The organism is Agromyces sp. NPDC056389 (assembly GCF_042262385.1).
In the GTDB taxonomy this organism is placed as follows: Bacteria; Actinomycetota; Actinomycetes; order Actinomycetales; family Microbacteriaceae; genus Agromyces.
In genome coordinates this window covers 110,733-129,614 of sequence record NZ_JBHJPN010000002.1, presented here as the reverse complement: position 1 = coordinate 129,614, position 18,882 = coordinate 110,733, and the positions used below count along the sequence as shown (strand labels likewise).

The following is an 18,882-nucleotide window of genomic DNA, read 5'->3' as shown; positions in this document are numbered from 1 at the left end:
CCCGGCAAGCCCGCACCATCTGCACCATCACGAATACCCACACATCAAGGAGTGACATGTTCAAGAAGCGAACGATGGGCGTCATCGTCGGCGCCGTTGCCGCAGCCCTCGTCTTCTCGGGTTGCGCGAGCGACGGCGGCGATTCGGCCTCCGGCGGAACCGACGGAGAGAAGCCGTACATCGCGCTCGTCTCCAAGGGCTTCCAGCACCAGTTCTGGCAGGCCGTGAAGTCCGGCGCCGAGCAGGCCGCCGAGGAGTTCGACGTCGAGATCACCTTCGAGGGTCCCGACACCGAAGCCGACGTCGACCAGCAGATCCAGCAGCTGCAGACCGCCCTCGACAAGAGCCCGGCCGCGATCGGCTTCGCCGCCCTCGACAGCCAGGCGGCCGGACCGCTCCTGCAGCAGGCGAAGGACTCGAACATCCCGGTCATCGCGTTCGACTCGGGCGTCGACAGCGACATCCCGCTGACGACCGCGGCGACCGACAACCTCGCCGCTGCCGGCGAGGCCGCCAAGCACATGGCCGACGCGATCGGCCACGAGGGCAAGGTCGCCCTCGTCGTGCACGACCAGACCTCGGTCACCGGCCAGGAGCGTCGTGACGGCTTCGTCGAATACATGGAGGAGAACGAGCCGAACATCGAGATCGTCGACATCCAGTACGGCGGCGGCGACCAGGCGAAATCCGCCGACCTCGCCAAGGCGATCCTCGCTGCGAACCCCGACCTCAAGGGCATCTACGGCTCGAACGAGGGTTCGGCCATCGGCGTCGTGCAGGCCGTCAAGGAGCTCGGCCTCGACTCGACGACGCTGACCGTCATCGGCTTCGACTCGGGCAAGGCGCAGATGGACGCGATCCGCGAGGGCCTCATGGCCGGCGCGATCACGCAGAACCCGGTCGGCATCGGTTACGAGACGGTGAAGGCTGCGGTCGAGGCACTCGACGGCAAGACCCTCCCGAAGACGATCGACACCGGCTTCTACTGGTACGACGCCACGAACATCGACGACGAGGAGATCCAGGCCGTCCTCTACGAGTAGGCCACGGATGTCGCGGGGGCGTCGGCTTCGGCCGGCGCCCCCGTTGTCGTGCCCGCCGACTGCTGTGCTGCCCGACGCGCCGCCCGCCCGGCCCCGCGACGGGCCGAGCTGTCGGGTCTCAGAGTGCGGAGCGAAGCCACTGCTCGACGCCGCTCACGTGCACCACGGTGAGCGCGGCAGCGAGCTCGGCGTCGCCGGCCTCGATCGCGTCGAGGATCGCGTGGTGTTCGGAGAGGGTGCGCTCGACGGCGTTCTCCTGCGTGATGCCGCGCCAGATGCGCGCCCGCACCGTGTGGCTCGACAGCGAGTCGATGAGGCTCGCGAGGTAGGAGTTGCCGGCGGCCTCCGCGATGCCGCGGTGGAACTCGAGGTCGTGTTCGACGAGGGCCTCGACCCCTGCGGCGTGATCGACGGTCTCGACGATCTCGCGCAGGTGCGCGAGGTCGTCGTCGTCGGCGTTGCGCGCTGCGAGCGAGGTGGCCGCCGGCTCGAGGATGCGCCGGACTGCGAAGATCTCGAGCACCGACTGGTCGTCGTGCAGGTCGACGACGAAGGACATGGCTTCGAGGAGGAGGCGCGGTTCGAGGCTCGTCACGTAGGTGCCGTCGCCGCGGCGCACGTCGAGCACGCGGATCACCTCGAGGGCCTTGACGGCTTCGCGGAGTGACGAGCGGGAGAGACCGAGTCGGTCGCTCAGCTCCTTCTCGGGCGGAAGCCGATCTCCGGGGGCGAGTTCACCCGAGATGATCATCTCTTTGATGTGCAGGATTGCTTCGTCGGTGACGGCCATGCCGTGATCGTACCGTGCGACGTGGAGACATCAGATCTTTGCAGCCGCGGCGCGCCACAGGTGCATCGACGCGTAGCTGCGCCAGGGAGCCCACCGTGTGCCGAGGGCGGCGAGCTCCCCGGCGGTCGAGGGCAGCCCCAGCTGCTCGGCGCCGTTGCGCAGTGCCAGATCGCCCGTGAGCAGCACGTCGGGTGCGCGCGTCACCCGCATCGCGACGTAGCCGGCCGTCCACGGCCCGATGCCCGGTACGGCGAGGAGGTCGGCCTGCAGTTCGATGCGCTCGCACTCGGCAGCCACCACGAGCGATCCCGACTCGAGCCGGTTCGCGACGTCGATGATGGTGCGCACCCGCGCAGCCGGGCCCCTGAGCACTGCATGGCCGTGCTCGGCGATCGCAGCGGCCGTCGGGAAGAGTGTCGACGGGGCGCCATCGGCGTGAGGCGTCAGCTGCTCGCCGAGCTCGGCGGCGAGCCGGGCGAGGGCGGTGCGGGCGGCCTTCACCGAGACCTGCTGCCCGACGAGCGCGCGGAAGACGAGTTCGTGGGGATCGAGGCATCCGGGCACGCGAATGCCGGGCGTCGCGGCGACGGAGGCCGCGAGCGCGGGATCGCGGGAGAGCGCGGCGTCGATCGCCACGGCGTCGGCGTCGAGGTCGAAGAGCCGTCGTACCCTGGCGACGAGCGGCGGCAGGTCGGCGAGGGTCGCGAGGCGCGCCTCGACGTCGATCGCGGGTGCTGCGGCATCGCCCGAAGCGGCGAACGCGACGACGGCCGGACCACCCGGCAGTCGGAGGGTGCGTTCGTATCGGTCGTCGCCGGCCAGCTCGACGCCGTCGAGGGCCCGGGCAGCGAGCCAGTCGAAGACGCCGGCGGCGTCGAACGGCGGCCGAGCGGGCAACCGCAGTCGCACCACGCCGCCGTCGAGTGCCGCGTCGGACGAGGTGCCCGACGTCGCAGCGCGACCGGTGACCGCCGCACCCGGCCGCCGCTCGCGCACGCGTGCCGCTGCACGCAGCTCGAGCGGGCTGCGTTCGTAGACCTCTCGAATGGTGTCGTTGAACTGGCGGATGCTGCCGAAGCCCGAGGCGAAGGCGACGTCGGCCGCGGGCAGCGCCGTCGAGGTGAGCAGTGCACGCGCGGTCTGCGCCCGATGGGCCCGCGCGAGGGCGAGCGGCCCGGCGCCGAGCTCGCCCGTGAGCACGCGCGTCAGGTGCCGCGGTGTGTAGCCGAGCCGGGCGGCGAGCCCCGGCACGCCCTCGCGTTCGACGACGCCGTCGGCGATGAGGCGCATGGCGCGCGCGGCGAGGTCGTCGCGCAGATCCCACTGGGGCGAGCCCGGTACGGCGTCGGGCAGGCACCGCTTGCAGGCCCGGAGCCCGGCTTCGTGGGCGGCCGCCGCGGTGAGGTAGAAGCTCACATTCGACGCCTTCGGCGCGACCGCCGGGCAGCTCGGCCGGCAGTAGATGCCCGTCGAGTGCACGCCGGTGATGAACTGCCCGTCGAACCGGGCGTCTCGGGCCTGCATGGCGCGGTACCGCTCCGCGAACTCGGGGTCGTCGAGCGGGTCGCCGTGCAGCCGGCGGCGGGGAGTGGCGGTACTGGTCATGGGTCCAAGCCTCGCACGCCCCGGCGACACCGACCAGCGGAAATCGGACATGAGCGACGCGCCGTATGGTGGAGGGATGCCGCACGCCGTCGTGACCCTCCTGCAAGACGCCCTCGGGGCTTCCGTGTCCACCGCACCGGCCGATCTCGAGGCCACTCGCGAAGACCGCTCGGGCTGGCGCAGCGCGACTCCGCCGATCGCGGTCGTGCACGCGGCATCCGTCGCCGAGGTGCAGGCCGTCATGCGCATCGCCGGCGAGACGTCGACTCCCGTCGTGCCGCGCGGCGCCGGCACGGGCCTCGCAGGCGGGGCCATCGCGAGCCCCGGTTCGATCGTGCTCGACCTCTCGCGCATGAACCGGGTGCTCGAGATCTCCGAAGCCGACGAACTCGCGGTCGTCGAATCCGGCGTGCTGAACGGCGACCTGAACGACGCGCTCGCCCCGCTCGGGCTGTGGTTCGCCCCCGACCCCGCGAGCCGCGCCATCTCGTCGATCGGCGGCAATATCGCCACGAACGCCGGGGGGCTCCTCTGCGCGAAGTACGGCGTGACCCGCGAGGCGGTGCTCGGCCTCGCGGTGGTGCTCGCCGACGGCCGCCTGCTGCGCACCGGCCACCGCACGGTGAAGGGCGTGACGGGCTACGACCTCACGGCGCTCTTCACGGGCTCCGAGGGCACGCTCGGCGTCATCGTCGAGGCGACGGTGCGCCTGCGCCCGATCACGCCGGGCGAGGCCGTCACGGTCGCCGCGGTGCTGCCCGACGTCGAGGCGGCCGCCGCGGCATCCGCCGCAGTGACCGCCGCCCGCCTGAGGCCCGCGGTGCTCGAACTCATCGATGCCGCCGGCCTCGCACGCGTCGCCGCGTACCTCGGCGCCGACGGCATCGCCGGCACACCGCTCGAGTCGCTCGCCCCGTCGGAGACCTTCCTGCTCGCGCAGTGCGACGGCGCAGGAGCCGCCGACGAGGCCGCGGAGATCGCCGCGCTCTTCGCGGCGGCCGGCGGCAGAGTCAGCCGCTCGGCGGATGCCGCGACGGGCGACCGGCTGCTCGCCATCCGCCGCGCGATGCACCCGGCGCTCGCGGCCTCGGGCCAGGTGCTCATCGAAGACGTGGCCGTGCCGCGTTCGCGCCTGCCCGAGATGTTCCGCGCGATCGAGGAGATCGGCCGGCGTCACGGCATCGAGATCCCGACGATCGCGCACGCGGGCGACGGAAACCTGCACCCGAACTTCGTGTTCACGGGCGACGAGGTGCCCGAGCACGTCTGGGCCGCGGCCGACGACATGTTCCGCACCGCCGTCGCCCTCGGCGGAACGCTGACGGGCGAGCACGGGGTGGGCGTGCTGAAGCGGCGCTGGCTCGCCGACGAACTCGGCGACGACTCGTTCGAGCTGCAGCGGGGCATCAAGGCGCTCTTCGACCCGCACGGCATCCTGAACCCCGGGGTCATGTTCGAAGCGTCCGCGTCGCCTGCGGCGCCGGAGGCGCCTGCTCGATAGGCTGCCCGGGTGACCTCCGTGGCCCCGCAGTCAGCCCCAGACCCCGCCCTGAACCCGTCGCCCGCGCCGCCCATCTGGACCGCGCCGCCGAAGGCGCGGAGCGGCGGGCTGCTCTTCGCGATCATCGGCATCGTCGTCGCCGGGTTCGTCGGGCTCCTGGTGCTCGCCTACCTCGCGGTCGGACTCGGGGTGTCGACCCTCCTCATCGGCTCGCTCCTCGCCGTCGTGCCGCTGACCATGGTGCTGCTCGCCGTGCGCTGGGTCGACCGGTGGGAGCCCGAGCCGCGCTGGGCGCTGTGGTTCGCGTTCCTGTGGGGCGCCGCCGTGTCGGTCGCGATCGCGCTCATCGTCGACCTCGGGGTGCAGCTCGCGATGGCGTTCGCCGAGCCCGGTGGCGCACCCGACGAAGCACTGCAGGCCGTCGTGCAGGCGCCCGTCGTCGAGGAGGTCGCGAAGGGCATCGGCGTGCTGCTGATCTTCGTGTTCTCGCGGTCGCACTTCGATGGACCCGTCGACGGGCTCGTCTACGCGGCGACCGTCGCGGCCGGCTTCGCCTTCACCGAGAACGTGCTCTACTTCGGCGCCGCGCTCGCCGAGGGCGGCGCGGAGACGCTCGGCGCGACCTTCGTCGTGCGGGGGCTGTTCTCGCCCTTCGCCCACGTGCTCTTCACGGCGTGCACCGGACTCGCGATCGGCATCGGCGCTCGCCGCGGCGGGGGAGCAGGCGTCGTCGGATGGTTCCTGCTCGGCCTCCTCGGCGCGATCGCGCTGCACGCCCTCTGGAACGGATCGCTCGCATTCGCCGACGATGCGATCGGCCTCTACGTGACGGTGCAGGTGCCGATCTTCATCGCGGCGATCGTGCTCACGGTGCTCCTGCGACGGCAGGAGGTGCGGATCACCCGGCACCGGCTCGCCGAGTACGGAGCCGCCGGATGGTTCAGCCCGGCGGAGGTCGAGATGCTCGCCACGCCCGCCGGCCGACGTCAGGCGAAGGCCTGGGCGAAGGCGCAGACTCCGCCGCGCACGGGCGTCATGAGACGACTCGTCATGGATGCCACGCACCTCGCGTTCACCCGTCAGCGCATCGCCACCGGGCTCGCGAGCGAGCGAACGTTCGCCGAGGAGCAGGGCCTCCTGGCCGCCGTCGTCGAGGACCGACGGGTGCTGCTGAGCTGAGGCATCCGCTCGCCGCTTCGGCGCAAAAAACTCGCCGCCCTGTGGTGTGGCACTGCCGACATCTCTACCAGGCGACGAGTTCTAGAGCTCCAGACTGCAACGTGTTCGCAGTCAGCGCAAGAGGGGGGTGGACGGTTGTCCGCGATTGCGACGACGCCGCGAACCTGTTTGGGTTGACGTATGACCGATACGAACAGCAAGCCCGAGATCGACGCTCCCGAGGGGCCGGCTCCCGTCGAGCTGGTGATCGAAGACATCGTCGTCGGCGACGGCGCCGAGGCGCAGCCCGGCTCGACCGTCGACGTGCACTACCTCGGCGTCGAGTACGACAGCGGCGAGGAGTTCGACTCCTCATGGGGTCGTGGCCAGTCCATCAACTTCCCCCTCCAGGCGCTCATCAGCGGCTGGCAGGAAGGCATCCCCGGCATGAAGGTCGGCGGTCGCCGCAAGCTCACCGTGCCCCCGCAGCAGGCCTACGGCCCCGCCGGCGGCGGACACCAGCTGTCGGGCAAGACGCTCATCTTCGTGATCGACCTGCTCGGCGTGAGCTGAGCCCTCACCGCTCGAGTCGACGGCCGGCAGGGGCCACGGTGCGCAGCACCGTCTCCCTGCCGGCCGTCGGCGTCTCGCCCCTGGTGCGCTCGTCGCGATAGCGGCCGCCGCGCTCGACGATTCCGGATGCCGCGCGGTTCGCGATGCGCTCGATCGCCGCCCACGTCGACGGAGCGGCGAAGTCGGCACGGCCGTTGCTGCTGAAGATCACCCAGTCGTCGACGATCTCGATGTGCATCCCGGGTGCTTCGTCGATCATCGCCGCCATCAGGTCGGGCGTGAAGACGTAGAGCGCGTCGCGCTCGTACTGCTTCGGCACGAACACGTGGAAGTACCGATCGAAGTCGCCTTCGAGCGAGAGGTGCTGATCCGCGTCGAAGTCGACGGGGAACGCGCGTCCACCGGTCGTTCGGCCCTGCGGTTCGAGCACCATGTGCGGCAGCGGGCCGTCGAGCCGCACCGCGACGTACCGCCAGTACGACCTGCGGTCGCCGGAGGCGATCGTCGATCCACCGGGGCCGATCGAGACGCTGACGGAGGTGCCCGCCCGCGGCTGGACGACGAGCAGGTTGCCGATCTCGACGGCGCGCCCCGACCTCGTCGAGAACCGCGAGTTGCGCGGCTTGCCCCGGAGCTGCTCGAAGAGGTGGCCCGGCAGTCGCGGTGCGGCGTTCGGCTCGTACTCGAGGCCGTTCAGCGCCGCGAGGCGATGCAGCCGAGCCTCGGCCTTCGCCGGCATGCCGGTGACCAGCCGCCAGATCGCGACGACGCCCGCCGCGATCGCCGCGAGGACGGCGCCTGCGGCCGCGATCGCGAGCGCAGCGAACCAGTTCCAGCCGAACACCGCGACGAGCCCGACCGCGAACAGGGCGAGGCAGCCGATGCCGATCGCGCCGAGGAGCACCGCGAGCGCGATCGCCGGCCCTCGACGGGTGCGTCCGGCCGCGAGGTCGCGCTGCCGTTGCTCCGCGAGTTCCGCGCTCGAGATCGGGCGGGTGAGGGACGCGGTGTCGATCGCCGGAAGCAGCACTTCGGTAGTCTGTCATGCGGCCGGTCGACGGCCCGGTTCCCGAAAGGTGCGACGTGTGACCCGCTTCCGATCGCCGCTCATCGCGTTCGCCCCCTACCTCGCGGTGTCGGCACTGCACCTCGTGCTGCTGTACCTCGGCCCGGCCTGGAGCGTGACGGCCACGAAGGCGACGCTGATGCCGCTGCTCGCCCTCGCGGTGGTGCTCCTCGTGCGTCCGTTCCGGCCACCTGTGCCGCTGCTGCTGGCGGGCATCGCCTTCTCGTGGGGCGGCGATGTGCTGCTCTCGTTCCCGGGCGACGGATGGTTCGTGGCGGGCCTCTGCTCGTTCCTCCTCGCGCACGTGGCCTACATCGCGCTCTTCCTGCGGATGCCCCGTGCCCGCCGCCGCCCGCCGGCCTGGTCGTACGTGTACTGGGCGTGGATGATCGTCATGCTCGGTCTGCTCCTGCCGAACGCCGGCGTGCTCGCGGCCCCGATCGTGCTCTACGCGGCGGCCATCGGCATGATGGCGATGTGCGCGTCGATGCACGGCCGGTGGGTCGTGCTCGGCGGCGCGTTCTTCATCGTCTCCGACTCGGTGCTCGCCCTCGGGAGGTTCCTTCCGGGGTACGAGTTCACCGCACACGACTTCGTCGTCATGTCGACGTACCTCGCGGCGCAGGGACTCATCGCCTGGGGCGTGGTGGCGGCGACTCGCGCGAGCCGAGCCGCTGCGGATCCGTCGTCTCCTGCACTCGATCGACGAGCTGGCGCCACGGCCCCGTGAGCTGGCGCTCGGCGAGCGTCGCCTCGTGCGGTTCGCATCGGATGCGGTAGACGAAGCGGTCGGGTTCAGGCGGGAGCGGGGGCGTCTCGCCCCACGGGATCTCATCGATGAGGATGTACCACTCGTCGGGGTCGGGCTGCTCGTCGACGCGAACCTCCCAGGTGAGCCTCAAACCTGCGAGGCCACCGCTCCGGGACACGATGACGTCCATGCGCCGATCGTACTCCGCGGTCGGCGGGCGCGGTCGGGCGCCCGCCCGGATGGGCGCTACCCGGTGGGCGCCACGTCGACGCCGACCGTCGACCAGCCGCGGGCGACGGCGCGCTCTTCGGGGCTCTCGGCGCCGAAGCGCTCGCGCGCCGCTCGCACGGTCTCGGCGGCGAAGGCCGCGAAGTCGGCGTCGGCGGAGAGGCGACCCGAGGTGAGCACGTCGTACCAGATGCGCCCCACGTGCTCCCACGCGAAACCGCCGAGCTCGATCGCGGCGAGGGCGAACGCCCGGTTCGGGATGCCCGAGTTCAGGTGCACCCCGCCGTTGTCGTCGTCGGTCTCGATGTAGTCGCGCATGTGCGCGGGCTGCGGGTCGCGGCCGAGCACGTCGTCGTCGTAGGCGGTGCCGGGCTCGAGCATCGAGCGCAGGGCCCGCCCCTGCACCTCGTCGGTGAAGATGCCCTCGCCGATGAGCCAGCTCGCCGCTTCGGCATCCTGGCCGAGCGCGTACTGCTCGACGAGCGCGCCGAACGCGTCGGAGACGTGCTCGTTGAGCGCCCCGGACTGCCCCTGGTAGCGCAGCTTCGCCGTGTGCTCGGTGACACCGTGCGCGAGCTCGTGGCCGATGACGCTCAGCGAATCGGTGAAGCCGCTGAAGACCTCGCCGTCGCCGTCGCCGAACACCATGCGCTCGCCGTCCCAGAAGGCGTTGTCGTACTTGTCGCCGAAGTGCACGGTCGCCTCGAGCGGCATGCCGGCGCCGTCGATCGAGTCCCGGCCGAAGACACGGTCGAACATGCGGTGCGTGTCGCCGAGGCCGTCGTAGGCGTCGTCGACGGCCTCATCGCCGGTGGCGCGCTCGCCCTCGCGCCGCACGAGCCGGCCCGGCAGCTTCTCGCGACCCTCGGCGTCGGAGATGCGCCGATCGGGCGCCGACGGGGCGTCGGGCAGCACGCTCGGCAGTTCGGGCAGGGCCTCGACGCCGAGTCGTGCAGGCGGCTCGCGCAGCAGCGCGCGCCTCGCGGCCTCGGCCGCGATCGGGAATCGCGGGCCGGCCGCGTGGGCGATGCGGTCGAGCAGGTAGGGAGGCACGATCTGCTGCATGCCTCGATGCTGCCACCTGCCGAGGACATCGGCGCGGCGCCGCGCTCACGAGTCGTCGCGCGGCCGATGGCATCGGCCGCACCGCATCGAGCACCGCGCCCATAGGCTGGATGCGTGACCACCACCCCGCTCCTCGGCCTCCTGCTCGACGTCGACGGCCCCATCGCGAGCCCCGTGACGCGCTCGATCGCGATCCCGTCGATCGCCCGCGACCTCGCGGCCCTCGCGAACGCCGGCAATCCCGTGGTCTTCAACACGGGCCGCTCCGACGCGTTCATCGCCGATCAGGTCGTGCCGCCGCTCCTCGCCGCGGGCCTCGAGCCGGGCGCGCCGGTCTGGGCGATCTGCGAGAAGGGCGCGGTCTGGGCCGCGATCGACACCGACGGCCTCGGCGAGGTCTTCGTCGACCTCGAGCTCGCGATGCCCGCCGACTTCGCCGCCGACATGCGCGCCTACGTCGAGGAGCACTTCGACGAGTTCGCCTTCTTCGACGACACGAAGCGGGCGATGGTCTCGGTCGAGCAGCACGTGCACGTGGCATCCGTCGACTACCTCGAGGCCCAGCCGCGCTTCGACGCCCACGCGCACGACGGGCTCGCCGCACGCGGCTTCGGCACCGTGCGAGAGGGCGACGAGCGACCGGATGCCGCGGGGCGCGTGCACTGGCGCATTGACCCGACGATCATCTCGACCGACGTCGAGTCGGTGCGGCTCGGCAAGGATCTGGGGGCGGCGCGAGCCGTCGAGCTGCTCGAGGAGCGCGGTATCCGCCCGCAGCACTGGCGCACGATGGGCGACTCGCGCGGCGACTACCGCATGGCCGACTGGCTCGCCGAACGCGGCGAGCGGGTGCGGCACGTCGACGTGCGCCCGGCCGATGGCATCCCCGCGACCGCGTACCCCGTGCTCATTGCCGGCGACCTCATACACGACGAGGCGGGTGCCGTGTTCCTCGCACGATGGGCCGAGGCGTCGCGTCGCGGCGACCTCGGCGACGACGAGTAGCGAGCCCGCCGATGCCGAGCACGAACATCGCCGACACCGCCGACGTCGCCGCGCTGCGGACGCATCCGATCGCCCTCGTGCCCGCCGTGCTCGTGTGCGGCGCCGCGGTGCTGCTCTTCGGGTTCATGGTGCCGATCGCGGGCTACGCGATGCTCGCTGCCGGCCTGCTCGCGGCGTGGCTCTGCGATCGCTCGGGCCGCACAGAGCGGCTCGCCGCCGACCTCGCACTCATCGCCGTCGGCCAGGTCATCATCTCGACGGTGTCGCTGAAGGCCGACCTCAGCGACGAGGGCATCGTTCGCTTCGCGGTCGTGCTGAGCCTCGCGGTGCTCGTGCCCTACGTCATCTCGCGGTTCGTGTACCGCGAGCACGTCATCCGCTTCCCGTGGCGCACCGGGCGGCGCTGGAACCGCACGCAGTGGCTCTACCTGATCTTCGTGACGCTCGCGGGCTGGCTGATCCTGCCGTTCTACTTCATCACTTCGGGCTCCTACCAGAACTGGCCGACGGTGACCGAGCCCGACACGATCGCGCGCCTCTTCGTCGGCGTCGCCGCCGTCGGCACGTGGGACGAGCTCTTCTTCATCTGCACGGTCTTCGTGCTGCTGCGCCGGCACTTCCCGTCGTGGCAGGCGAACCTGCTGCAGACGATCGTCTTCGTCTCATTCCTGTGGGAGCTCGGCTACCAATCGTGGGGGCCGCTGCTCACGATCCCGTTCGCGCTCATCCAGGGCTACACGTTCAAGCTCACGAAGTCGCTCACCTACGTGTTCGTCGTGCACATGCTCTTCGACGCCGTGGTGTTCGCCGTCATCGTCTACGCCCACACGGGGTGGCCGGCGATCTTCCTGCTGGCGCCGTAGGGCCCCGCAGACTGCGGCGCTGCGGCTGCGGCGCCGTGCGATCACGCGTCGACGGATGCCCCGTGCGCGCCGAGCCACTCGAGCAGCACCGCCGCATGGTTCACCTGCTCGTCGCGTGCGCCGAACAGCAGCGTCACCCGGTCGTGCTCGGCGCCGAGCGCGATGAGCGCCTGCGCGGCGTCGTTCGCGTCGAGCTCGCCGCGGTACCGCTCGGCGAACTCGTCGAACCGCTCACGGTTGTGGTGCCATTCGGTGCGGAGCTCGGGGGAGGGCGCGACCTCCTTGTCCCAGAGGTCGAGCTCGGCGCGCTCCTTGCTCACGCCGCGCGGCCAGAGCCGGTCGACCAGCACGCGATAGCCGTCGGATGCCTCGGCCGGGTCGTAGACCCGCTTGATGACGAACCCCATGGGGCCAGTCTGCCCCGGGGGCATCCGTCGTGCCAAGCGACCGTGCCGTGCCGTGCCGCCGTGTCGACGCCGTCAGCTCTTCGGCCGGCTCCGCAACCCGAGGATGATGAGCGCGACGCCGCCGAGGGCGATGATCGGCCCGAGGATCGCCCAGAGCGGGGACCCGGTCATGGCGCTGCCGCCGATGAGGCCGATGCCCTGGAGCATGAAGACGATGCCCATGATGGCGACGAGCGCACCGATCGCGACGAGGACTGGCTTTCGCATGCGGGCAGCATCCCGCACCGACGGCCGCGCCGCAAGCATCGGCTGCCGCCCGGCCGCATGCTCGGTATCCTCGGACCACCCAGAGGCTCGATGAGAGGATGCCGCGCATGCGCGCGATCGTGCTCGACCGATACGGCCCGCCCGAGCGGGTCATGCGCCTCGCCGACCTGCCCGATCCCGTGCCGGGCGACGGCGAGGTCGTCGTGCGGGTGGCCGCGGTCTCGCTCAACTCCTGGGACGTCGACCTCGCCACGGGGGCGGCCCTCGTGCGCCTGGAGGCGCCGTTCCGCCCGAAGCGCAGGCGCCGCGTGATCGGCTCGGATGTCTCGGGCACGGTCGTCGCCGTCGGTTCGGGCGCGACCCGCCATCGCGTCGGGGATGCCGTCTTCGGGGAGCTCTCGGCGGCGGGCTGGGGCGGGTTCGCCGAGCGGGTCGCCGCGCGCGAGGACGCGTTCGTCGCGCGACCGCCCGGGGTCGACGACCTCACGGCCGCCGCGCTGCCGCAGGCCGCGAGCATGGCGTGGCAGGCACTCGGCGGCGCCGAGGCGGTGGCGCCGAACGGCTCGCTGAGCGGCAGGCGCGTGCTCGTCGTCGGTGCGGGCGGGGGAGTCGGCACCTTCGCGATCCAGCTCGCGAAGCGCGGGGGCGCCCACGTGACCGCCGTCGAGCGCGCGATGTGGAAGCTCGACGCGCTGGCCGGGATCGGCGCCGATGTCGTCGACGCGGGCATCGGCGACGACGCCGGATCGCGTCATGCCTTCGATCTCGTGCTCGACGTGGTCGGCGCGTTGCCGGCGCCGCGGTCCGGCGAGTTGCTCGCCGAGGGCGGGCGCGCCGCGTACATCGGCGGGAGCCCGCGCCGCATCGCCCAGGTGCTCGTCGCCGGTGCTCGCGCCGGCCGCCAGGCAGAGGCCGGGGCGGACGCGGGGACCGCACGGCGCATCGGGCTGCTCGCCGCCGTGCCGAACCGCGACCTCCCCGAGATCGCCGCGCTCGCCGAAGCGGGGGAGCTGCTGGCGGTCATCGACGGCCCGCACCCGCTCGAGCAGGTGCCGCAGCAGCTCGCCCGCCTGCGATCGGGTGCCGTGCTCGGCAAGGCCGTGGTCGGGCTCGGCTGAGTCCAGACGCCGGCGACGTCGTCGCTGCCGGGGTCAGGCGCCGTCAGAGCCCGCCCAGGATCTCAGCGCGTTTCGCGGTGTACTCGGCTTCGGTGATCCTCGCCTCGGAGCGGAGCCGTTCGAGCTGGTCGAGTCGTTCGCCCGCGCCCGGCGGCGGCCCGGCGCTCTCGAGCGCCGCCGTCGTACCCGACTTCGCGGCGTACCTGATGAGCAGCAGCACACCGACTGCGATCGCCGCGAAGAAGACGAACACGCCAAGGATGATCAGCGCGTGCCAGCCGGTGAAGCCCGTGAACATACTCGACGCCCTTCGTCAGCCCGACGCCCCGATGGCGGCGACAACGCCGACGACTCTAGCGACCCGGCCGCCCCGGCACCAGAGCTGCGAGGCTCGGAGGTCGGCCGCGAGGCATCCGCTCTGGTAGAGTATTGAGGTTGCCGTCATGACGGCCGCGCACAAAGAGAGCCCGGGCATTCTGCCACGGGCAGCGCGCAACAAGAAGAAAGGGGATCCCATCTATGGCACTCGAAGCAGACGTCAAGAAGGCGATCATCGAAGAGTACGCGACGCACCCCGGTGACACTGGATCCCCCGAGGTCCAGATCGCGCTCCTCACGAAGCGAATCAAGGACCTCACCGAGCACCTGAAGGAGCACAAGCACGACCACCACTCGCGTCGTGGCCTGCTGCTCCTCGTCGGTCAGCGCCGTCGTCTGCTCGGCTACCTCGCCGACGTGGACATCAACCGCTACCGCAAGCTCATCGAGCGTCTCGGCCTGCGCCGCTAAGCAGCTTCATCGCTGCGGCTCTCGTTGATACCGCGAGCTTCTTGCGAAAGCCCCCGCCCGCTCTTCGGAGCCGGCCGGGGGCTTTCGTCATTCCCGGGTGGTGTCGGGCCGCTCGAGTGCGGCGCTACTCGACGCGCGCGCGGTGCGCCCGCGCGGCCACCCGGTTGCCGCACCGCGTGCTGCAGTAGCGGCGCGAGGCGTTCTTCGACAGGTCGGCGTAGATTCCCGCGCAGTCGTCGGCCTGGCACGCCCGCAGTCGATCCATGCCGTCGGCACGGATGACGTCGACGAACGCCATCGCCGCCTCGACGAGGATGCGGGAGGCGAGCGGCGCATCCTGGCTGGTCGCGTGCACGTGCCAGTCGAGGTCGTCGTGCCGCACGAGGCGGGGCAGGGCGTTCGCCTCATCGAGGATCGCGTTCACCTCGGTCACGGCGTCGTCGCGATCGAGGCGCCAGAGCGCCCGGAGCCGGTCGCGCGCTGCGGCGACCTCTGCGACCTCGGCCGCGGTGCCGTCGCGCCGACCCGAGTACCACCAGGCGTCGAGGATCGTTCCGAGCTGTTCGGGTGTCGTGAGTTCGTCGGCACCCGATTCGGACGCCGCGGGCACGGTGTCGGCCAGCGCTGCGACGAAGCCCAGCGCCGCGATCGTGTCATCGGTGAAAATCATTTGACTCCTGACATCCGTTGCCGGTACTGTCACGAGCATAACGTCGTTCGGTCATGACGCGGCAAGCCCTCGGCAGCGGCGCGGTCACGAATCGGGCGAGCGGCCCCACTACGAGAAGGAGATGCCGATGCGCGGTTCGAAGGGCGCCATCGGCATCGTGCTCGGCCTCGCCGCCGGGCTCGCCTTCGGCGCAGGCGGAGTGGTCGTCAAGCCGCTCCTCGAGTCGGGCTGGTCACCCGGTGCCGCGGTGTTCGCCCGCATCGGCGTCGCCGCGATCGCGCTGCTCGTGCCGGGCCTCATCGCCCTGAAGTTCGACCTGCGGCCCCTCTGGCGCGCCCGCTGGACCGTGCTCGCGTACGCGCTCATCGCCGTCGTCGGCACGCAGGTCGCCTTCTACGCCTCGATCGCGCTCATCCCGGTCAGCACGACCCTGCTCATCGAGTACCTCGCTCCGGTCGCGCTCGTGCTCGTCGCGTGGGTTCGGCAGCGACGGGCGCCGCAGTTCGTCGTCATCTCGGGATCCGTGCTCGCGATCGCGGGCCTCTACCTCGTGATCGGTCCGGGCGGCGGCGGGCTCGACGTCGTGGGCCTGCTGCTCGCGGGCGTCGCGATGGTCGGCGTCTGCGTCTACTACGTGCTCGGCGAGCGAGCGGATGTCTCGGTGCCCCCGATCGCGCTCGCCGCGAGCGGCTTCGTCGTGGGTGCCGTGGTGCTCGGGGCCCTCGGCATCGTCGGCGTCGTGCCGTTCTCGGCCGAGTTCGTCGAGGTGCCGTACTTCGGCACGATCGCGTCGTGGTGGGTGCCGGTGCTGACGGTCGGCCTCGTGTCGACGGCCTTCGCCTACGTCGCGGGCATCAGTGCGATCCGCATGCTCGGCACGCGCCTGTCGTCGTTCCTCGGACTCTCCGAGGTGATCTTCGCCGCGATCGTCGCGTGGTTCGTGCTCGGCGAGGCGATCGGCCCGCTGCAGGCGGCGGGCGGGCTCCTCATCCTGGGCGGCATCGTGCTCGTGCGCTTCGAACGGCCGCGCGACGCTGCGGCGGTCGCGCTCGACATCGACCTCGTGCCGGTGGCCATCGACGTTCGCGAGTAGCGCCCGACAGGCTCGTGGCCCCTCGCAACCGGCCGTAACACTCGATCGATCGGGCGTAGCGTCGAGGCATGACCCGCGCCGACTGGACCGAACTCGCCGACACGACCCAGGCGGTGCACGCCGGAAACGCCGTCGACGGCGGATCGGGGGCGATCCGCACGCCGATCGTGATGGCGAACTCCTACGCGTTGCCCGACGATCCGTCGACGATGAGCTGGTCGGGCACCGAGAGCCCGCTGTACACGCGCAACTCGGGCGCGAACCAGATCGGGTTGCAGAAGAAGCTCGCGATACTCGACCACGGCGAGGACTCCGTCGTGCTCGCGAGCGGCGTCGCCGCCCTGCACGCCGTCTTCTTCACGTTCCTGAGGTCGGGCGACCACGTGATCGTCTCGGATGTCTCGTACGAGGCGACGTACCGGCTCTTCACCGAGCTCCTGCCCGGAAAGTACGGCATCGAGGCCGACTTCGTCGACACGAGCAACCTCGACGCCGTGCGCGCGGCGCTCCGTCCGAACACGAGGCTCGTGCACATCGAGGCGATCGCGAACCCGACGACGAAGGTGACGGATGTCGCGGGCGTCGCCGCGATCGCACACGACGCCGGTGCCCTGCTCAGCGTCGACTCGACGTTCACCCCGCCGCCGTTCTTCCGACCGCTCGATCACGGCGCCGACCTCTCGGTGCACTCGCTGACGAAGTACATCAACGGCCACGGCGACGCCATGGGCGGGGCCGTCACGGGCCGGCGCGAGCTCATCGCACAGCTGAAGGCCGATGCGATGGTCGACGTGGGCGGCGTCATCAGCCCGTTCAACGCGTGGCTCATCATGCGCGGCTCGGTGACGCTGCCACTCCGCCTTCGCCAGACCTTCGCGACGGCACTGCGTGTCGCCGAGGCGCTCGACGCCGACCCGCGCATCGCCTTCGTCGCCTACCCGGGGCTTGCGAACCACCCGCAGCACGAACTCGCGAGCGCACAGTTCGGCGGGGCGTACGGCGGAGTGATGTCGTTCGCCGTCGACGGCGGCCCCGACGTGCAGAACGCGTTCGTCGCGGCGCTGCGCATCGTGACCTCCGCGGTCTCGCTCGGACACGACGAGTCGCTCATCGTGCACGTCGGAACGACCGGGCCGCGTGTGGCGTTCTACCCCGACGGCTTCACGACGCTCGGGCACCTGCGGTTCTCGCTCGGCCTCGAGGACGCCGACGATCTCATCGCCGACCTGCGACAGGCGCTCGACCTCGCGGTGGGCCCGCTCGCCGGCTGAGCGGCCGGTCGTACTGCCTAGACTCTGATCATGCGATTCGGCGTCATCATCCTTCCGCAGTACGAGTGGCCCGAGGCGGTGCACTACTGGCGCGGCGCCGAGGAACTCGGGTTCGATCACGCGTGGACCTACGACCACCTCTCGTGGCGGGGGCTCGCGGGCGAACGCTGGCACGCCACGGTGCCCACGCTCACGGCGGCCGCGATGGTCACCGAGCGCATCGGACTCGGCACCTTCGTCGCGAGCCCGAACTTCCGGCATCCCGTGCCGTTCGCGAAGGATGTCGCGACCCTCGACCAGATCTCGGGCGGCCGCCTGCTGCTCGGTGTCGGCTCGGGCGGCACCGGATTCGACGCGTTCGTGCTCGGGCAGCCCGAGTACACACCGCGGCAGCGGCTCGCACGATTCGTCGAGTTCGCCGAGGCGCTCGACGTGCTGCTGCGATTCGAGGAGCCGGGGTCCGACGGGATCTCCTTCGAGGGCGAGTGGTTCACCGCATCCGGAGCCCGCATGGTCGGCGAACCCGCGCAGCGTCCCCGCATGCCGTTGCACCTCGCGGCCGAAGGCCCGAAGGGTCTCGATCTCGTCGCGCGCCTCGGCGACGGCTGGGTGACGACCGGCGGCACGGTCGACGACACCGACGCCTGGTGGCGACGGCTCGCGGAGTTGAGTGCACGGCTCGACGACGCCTGTGCACGTGAGGGCCGCGACCCGTCGAGCCTCGAGCGCATCCTGTCCCTCGACTCCGAGCCGAGGTACAGCCTCGAGAGCGCAGCCGCGTTCGAAGACGCCGTCGGGCGCGCGGCCGAGCTCGGATTCACCGACGTCGTCGCCCACTGGCCCCGCGAGCACGGCCTCTACGCCGGCGACGAGTCGGTGCTCGACGAAGTGGCGGAGCTCATGCGGCGCTTGCGCTGACGCGAGAGCCGAACACGTCGGCGGGGTCGTCCGGCGGGCTCGCGGCATCCGTGCTCGCGATAGCCTGAAGCACATGCCCGCGCCCCGTTCGAAGCCGTTTCTCGCCTGGGAGCCGCTCCCGTACCTCGTCGTGTTCGTGCTGCTCCTGTTGACGGGCGTGGTGCGGCCGGATGGCCCGCCGTGGCTGCTCTGGCCCTTCCTCGCCATCCTCGCGGCGGCGGTCGCATGGCTGATCCTCGGCCTCGTACGCGGGTCGCGGCGATCGAACCCCGACCAGTGGGGCGACCTCACGACACTCGACGGGATCGAGATCGTCGATGCGGTGCGCGTCGAGCGAGCGGTGCGTGCGGTGTCGCCCGTGGCCGATGTGCATCGGCACCAACCGGCGGTCGGGCTCGCGAGGTTGCACGGGGGCGCCGAACAGCACGCGGTGCTCGTGCCGCGCGCGAGCAGATGGCTGTCGCGGCGTTACCGGATCGGCGTGCAGCTCGTGGGCGGCGATCGTCCGCGTCACGCTGGATTCCTGAGCCCGGCGGCCGACGACCGGTGGCGCGAGCTGCTCGACGGGATGCGCGAGCGCGGCGCCTACGTGCGGGTGCCGGCCCTCATCACCGGCGGATCACGGCCGCACGGGGTCGAGCTCGACCTCAGCGGGCTCGAGCGTCTGGGTGCAGCGGAGGAGTGAGTCCGCGCGGGTGGAG

The 18,882-nt window shown here is 71.5% G+C and carries 22 protein-coding genes; 13 read left to right on the top strand and 9 right to left on the bottom strand.

What is annotated here, in order from left to right; translation table 11 throughout:
* Positions 1–56: 56 nt before the first annotated feature.
* Positions 57–1,043: an ABC transporter substrate-binding protein gene (locus ACFCVM_RS13575; RefSeq protein ID WP_375836964.1), complete on the top strand. Its 987-nt coding sequence runs from the start codon at positions 57–59 to the stop codon at positions 1,041–1,043.
* Between the two features lie 118 nt (positions 1,044–1,161).
* Here ACFCVM_RS13575 and ACFCVM_RS13570 read toward each other — a convergent pair whose 3' ends face one another.
* Both ACFCVM_RS13570 and ACFCVM_RS13565 read right to left on the bottom strand, forming a co-directional pair.
* Positions 1,162–1,833: a FadR/GntR family transcriptional regulator gene (locus ACFCVM_RS13570; protein WP_375836962.1), complete on the bottom strand. Its 672-nt coding sequence runs from the start codon at positions 1,831–1,833 to the stop codon at positions 1,162–1,164.
* 30 nt (positions 1,834–1,863) lie between these two features.
* Positions 1,864–3,438, bottom strand: a complete 1,575-nt coding sequence (locus tag ACFCVM_RS13565) for a DNA-3-methyladenine glycosylase 2 family protein (protein ID WP_375836960.1) — start codon at positions 3,436–3,438, stop codon at positions 1,864–1,866.
* Between the two features lie 76 nt (positions 3,439–3,514).
* Between ACFCVM_RS13565 and ACFCVM_RS13560 the strand changes: the two genes are divergently transcribed.
* The 3 genes from ACFCVM_RS13560 (at position 3,515) to ACFCVM_RS13550 (ending at position 6,670) form a co-directional block, all read left to right on the top strand.
* Positions 3,515–4,939 (top strand): FAD-binding oxidoreductase, encoded by a 1,425-nt coding sequence (locus tag ACFCVM_RS13560; RefSeq protein ID WP_375836958.1) that lies wholly within the window; start codon positions 3,515–3,517, stop codon positions 4,937–4,939.
* A gap of 9 nt (positions 4,940–4,948) precedes the next feature.
* On the top strand, positions 4,949–6,118 hold the full coding sequence (locus tag ACFCVM_RS13555; protein WP_375836955.1) for a PrsW family intramembrane metalloprotease: 1,170 nt from the start codon (positions 4,949–4,951) through the stop codon (positions 6,116–6,118).
* Between the two features lie 180 nt (positions 6,119–6,298).
* Positions 6,299–6,670, top strand: a complete 372-nt coding sequence (locus tag ACFCVM_RS13550) for an FKBP-type peptidyl-prolyl cis-trans isomerase (RefSeq protein WP_056658140.1) — start codon at positions 6,299–6,301, stop codon at positions 6,668–6,670.
* 4 nt (positions 6,671–6,674) lie between these two features.
* Here the strand turns inward: ACFCVM_RS13550 and ACFCVM_RS13545 are convergent, their stop codons facing one another.
* Entirely contained in the window at positions 6,675–7,700 is a 1,026-nt protein-coding gene (locus tag ACFCVM_RS13545; RefSeq protein ID WP_375836952.1) for a hypothetical protein, read from the bottom strand.
* Positions 7,701–7,755: 55 nt separating this feature from the next.
* Here ACFCVM_RS13545 and ACFCVM_RS13540 point away from each other — a divergent pair, with 55 nt between their 5' ends.
* Positions 7,756–8,466, top strand: a complete 711-nt coding sequence (locus ACFCVM_RS13540; protein WP_375836949.1) for a lysoplasmalogenase — start codon at positions 7,756–7,758, stop codon at positions 8,464–8,466.
* On the opposite strand, the gene ACFCVM_RS13535 is transcribed toward ACFCVM_RS13540, so the two are convergent.
* Both ACFCVM_RS13535 and ACFCVM_RS13530 read right to left on the bottom strand, forming a co-directional pair.
* Positions 8,366–8,677 carry a protealysin inhibitor emfourin gene (locus ACFCVM_RS13535; RefSeq protein ID WP_375836947.1) on the bottom strand — a complete coding sequence of 104 codons (312 nt, stop codon included), beginning with the start codon at positions 8,675–8,677 and terminating at the stop codon, positions 8,366–8,368. The genes ACFCVM_RS13540 and ACFCVM_RS13535 overlap by 101 nt on opposite strands.
* Before the next feature lie 56 nt (positions 8,678–8,733).
* The gene (locus ACFCVM_RS13530; RefSeq protein WP_375836944.1) at positions 8,734–9,780 is read right to left on the bottom strand and encodes a M4 family metallopeptidase; all 1,047 of its coding nucleotides are present in this window, start codon (positions 9,778–9,780) and stop codon (positions 8,734–8,736) included.
* 114 nt (positions 9,781–9,894) lie between these two features.
* Between ACFCVM_RS13530 and ACFCVM_RS13525 the strand changes: the two genes are divergently transcribed.
* Positions 9,895–10,785, top strand: coding sequence for a hypothetical protein (locus tag ACFCVM_RS13525; protein ID WP_375836941.1), 891 nt, complete (start codon positions 9,895–9,897; stop codon positions 10,783–10,785).
* Between the two features lie 11 nt (positions 10,786–10,796).
* Positions 10,797–11,648, top strand: a complete 852-nt coding sequence (locus ACFCVM_RS13520; protein WP_375836939.1) for a CPBP family intramembrane glutamic endopeptidase — start codon at positions 10,797–10,799, stop codon at positions 11,646–11,648.
* 41 nt (positions 11,649–11,689) lie between these two features.
* Here the strand turns inward: ACFCVM_RS13520 and ACFCVM_RS13515 are convergent, their stop codons facing one another.
* The gene (locus ACFCVM_RS13515; RefSeq protein WP_375836937.1) at positions 11,690–12,055 is read right to left on the bottom strand and encodes a DUF488 domain-containing protein; all 366 of its coding nucleotides are present in this window, start codon (positions 12,053–12,055) and stop codon (positions 11,690–11,692) included.
* Between the two features lie 72 nt (positions 12,056–12,127).
* Complete coding sequence (locus tag ACFCVM_RS13510) at positions 12,128–12,322, bottom strand: hypothetical protein (protein WP_375836936.1); 195 nt, start codon at positions 12,320–12,322, stop codon at positions 12,128–12,130.
* Positions 12,323–12,429: 107 nt separating this feature from the next.
* Here ACFCVM_RS13510 and ACFCVM_RS13505 point away from each other — a divergent pair, with 107 nt between their 5' ends.
* On the top strand, positions 12,430–13,440 hold the full coding sequence (locus ACFCVM_RS13505; RefSeq protein ID WP_375836934.1) for an NAD(P)-dependent alcohol dehydrogenase: 1,011 nt from the start codon (positions 12,430–12,432) through the stop codon (positions 13,438–13,440).
* A 43-nt stretch (positions 13,441–13,483) separates the two neighbouring features.
* Here ACFCVM_RS13505 and ACFCVM_RS13500 read toward each other — a convergent pair whose 3' ends face one another.
* Positions 13,484–13,738, bottom strand: a complete 255-nt coding sequence (locus ACFCVM_RS13500) for an SHOCT domain-containing protein (protein ID WP_375836932.1) — start codon at positions 13,736–13,738, stop codon at positions 13,484–13,486.
* Between the two features lie 221 nt (positions 13,739–13,959).
* Here ACFCVM_RS13500 and rpsO point away from each other — a divergent pair, with 221 nt between their 5' ends.
* Positions 13,960–14,229, top strand: coding sequence for a 30S ribosomal protein S15 (rpsO, locus tag ACFCVM_RS13495; protein WP_056658110.1), 270 nt, complete (start codon positions 13,960–13,962; stop codon positions 14,227–14,229).
* A gap of 124 nt (positions 14,230–14,353) precedes the next feature.
* On the opposite strand, the gene ACFCVM_RS13490 is transcribed toward rpsO, so the two are convergent.
* A complete protein-coding gene (locus ACFCVM_RS13490) occupies positions 14,354–14,899 on the bottom strand; it encodes a CGNR zinc finger domain-containing protein (protein WP_375836929.1) in 546 nt (181 codons plus the stop codon).
* A gap of 127 nt (positions 14,900–15,026) precedes the next feature.
* On the opposite strand from ACFCVM_RS13490, the gene ACFCVM_RS13485 reads away from it, so the two are divergent.
* The 4 genes from ACFCVM_RS13485 to ACFCVM_RS13470 all read left to right on the top strand — a co-directional run bounded on the left by ACFCVM_RS13485 (position 15,027) and on the right by ACFCVM_RS13470 (position 18,866).
* The gene (locus tag ACFCVM_RS13485) at positions 15,027–15,992 is read left to right on the top strand and encodes a DMT family transporter (protein WP_375836927.1); all 966 of its coding nucleotides are present in this window, start codon (positions 15,027–15,029) and stop codon (positions 15,990–15,992) included.
* Positions 15,993–16,060: 68 nt separating this feature from the next.
* Entirely contained in the window at positions 16,061–17,263 is a 1,203-nt protein-coding gene (locus ACFCVM_RS13480) for a trans-sulfuration enzyme family protein (RefSeq protein WP_375836925.1), read from the top strand.
* A 30-nt stretch (positions 17,264–17,293) separates the two neighbouring features.
* Positions 17,294–18,181: an LLM class flavin-dependent oxidoreductase gene (locus ACFCVM_RS13475; RefSeq protein WP_375836923.1), complete on the top strand. Its 888-nt coding sequence runs from the start codon at positions 17,294–17,296 to the stop codon at positions 18,179–18,181.
* 73 nt (positions 18,182–18,254) lie between these two features.
* Complete coding sequence (locus ACFCVM_RS13470) at positions 18,255–18,866, top strand: hypothetical protein (protein WP_375836921.1); 612 nt, start codon at positions 18,255–18,257, stop codon at positions 18,864–18,866.
* Positions 18,867–18,882: the final 16 nt, after the last annotated feature.

Bases quoted from the DNA above. Each gene is read 5' to 3' on its own strand.
- ACFCVM_RS13575 (WP_375836964.1), top strand. From the start codon at position 57: ATGTTCAAGAAGCGAACGATGGGCGTCATCGTCGGCGCCGTTGCCGCA.
- ACFCVM_RS13570 (WP_375836962.1), bottom strand. From the start codon at position 1,833: ATGGCCGTCACCGACGAAGCAATCCTGCACATCAAAGAGATGATCATC.
- ACFCVM_RS13565 (WP_375836960.1), bottom strand. From the start codon at position 3,438: ATGACCAGTACCGCCACTCCCCGCCGCCGGCTGCACGGCGACCCGCTC.
- ACFCVM_RS13560 (WP_375836958.1), top strand. From the start codon at position 3,515: ATGCCGCACGCCGTCGTGACCCTCCTGCAAGACGCCCTCGGGGCTTCC.
- ACFCVM_RS13550 (WP_056658140.1), top strand. From the start codon at position 6,299: ATGACCGATACGAACAGCAAGCCCGAGATCGACGCTCCCGAGGGGCCG.
- ACFCVM_RS13535 (WP_375836947.1), bottom strand. From the start codon at position 8,677: ATGGACGTCATCGTGTCCCGGAGCGGTGGCCTCGCAGGTTTGAGGCTC.
- ACFCVM_RS13530 (WP_375836944.1), bottom strand. From the start codon at position 9,780: ATGCAGCAGATCGTGCCTCCCTACCTGCTCGACCGCATCGCCCACGCG.
- ACFCVM_RS13520 (WP_375836939.1), top strand. From the start codon at position 10,797: ATGCCGAGCACGAACATCGCCGACACCGCCGACGTCGCCGCGCTGCGG.
- ACFCVM_RS13515 (WP_375836937.1), bottom strand. From the start codon at position 12,055: ATGGGGTTCGTCATCAAGCGGGTCTACGACCCGGCCGAGGCATCCGAC.
- ACFCVM_RS13510 (WP_375836936.1), bottom strand. From the start codon at position 12,322: ATGCGAAAGCCAGTCCTCGTCGCGATCGGTGCGCTCGTCGCCATCATG.
- ACFCVM_RS13505 (WP_375836934.1), top strand. From the start codon at position 12,430: ATGCGCGCGATCGTGCTCGACCGATACGGCCCGCCCGAGCGGGTCATG.
- ACFCVM_RS13500 (WP_375836932.1), bottom strand. From the start codon at position 13,738: ATGTTCACGGGCTTCACCGGCTGGCACGCGCTGATCATCCTTGGCGTG.
- rpsO (WP_056658110.1), top strand. From the start codon at position 13,960: ATGGCACTCGAAGCAGACGTCAAGAAGGCGATCATCGAAGAGTACGCG.
- ACFCVM_RS13490 (WP_375836929.1), bottom strand. From the start codon at position 14,899: ATGATTTTCACCGATGACACGATCGCGGCGCTGGGCTTCGTCGCAGCG.
- ACFCVM_RS13485 (WP_375836927.1), top strand. From the start codon at position 15,027: ATGCGCGGTTCGAAGGGCGCCATCGGCATCGTGCTCGGCCTCGCCGCC.
- ACFCVM_RS13480 (WP_375836925.1), top strand. From the start codon at position 16,061: ATGACCCGCGCCGACTGGACCGAACTCGCCGACACGACCCAGGCGGTG.
- ACFCVM_RS13475 (WP_375836923.1), top strand. From the start codon at position 17,294: ATGCGATTCGGCGTCATCATCCTTCCGCAGTACGAGTGGCCCGAGGCG.
- ACFCVM_RS13470 (WP_375836921.1), top strand. From the start codon at position 18,255: ATGCCCGCGCCCCGTTCGAAGCCGTTTCTCGCCTGGGAGCCGCTCCCG.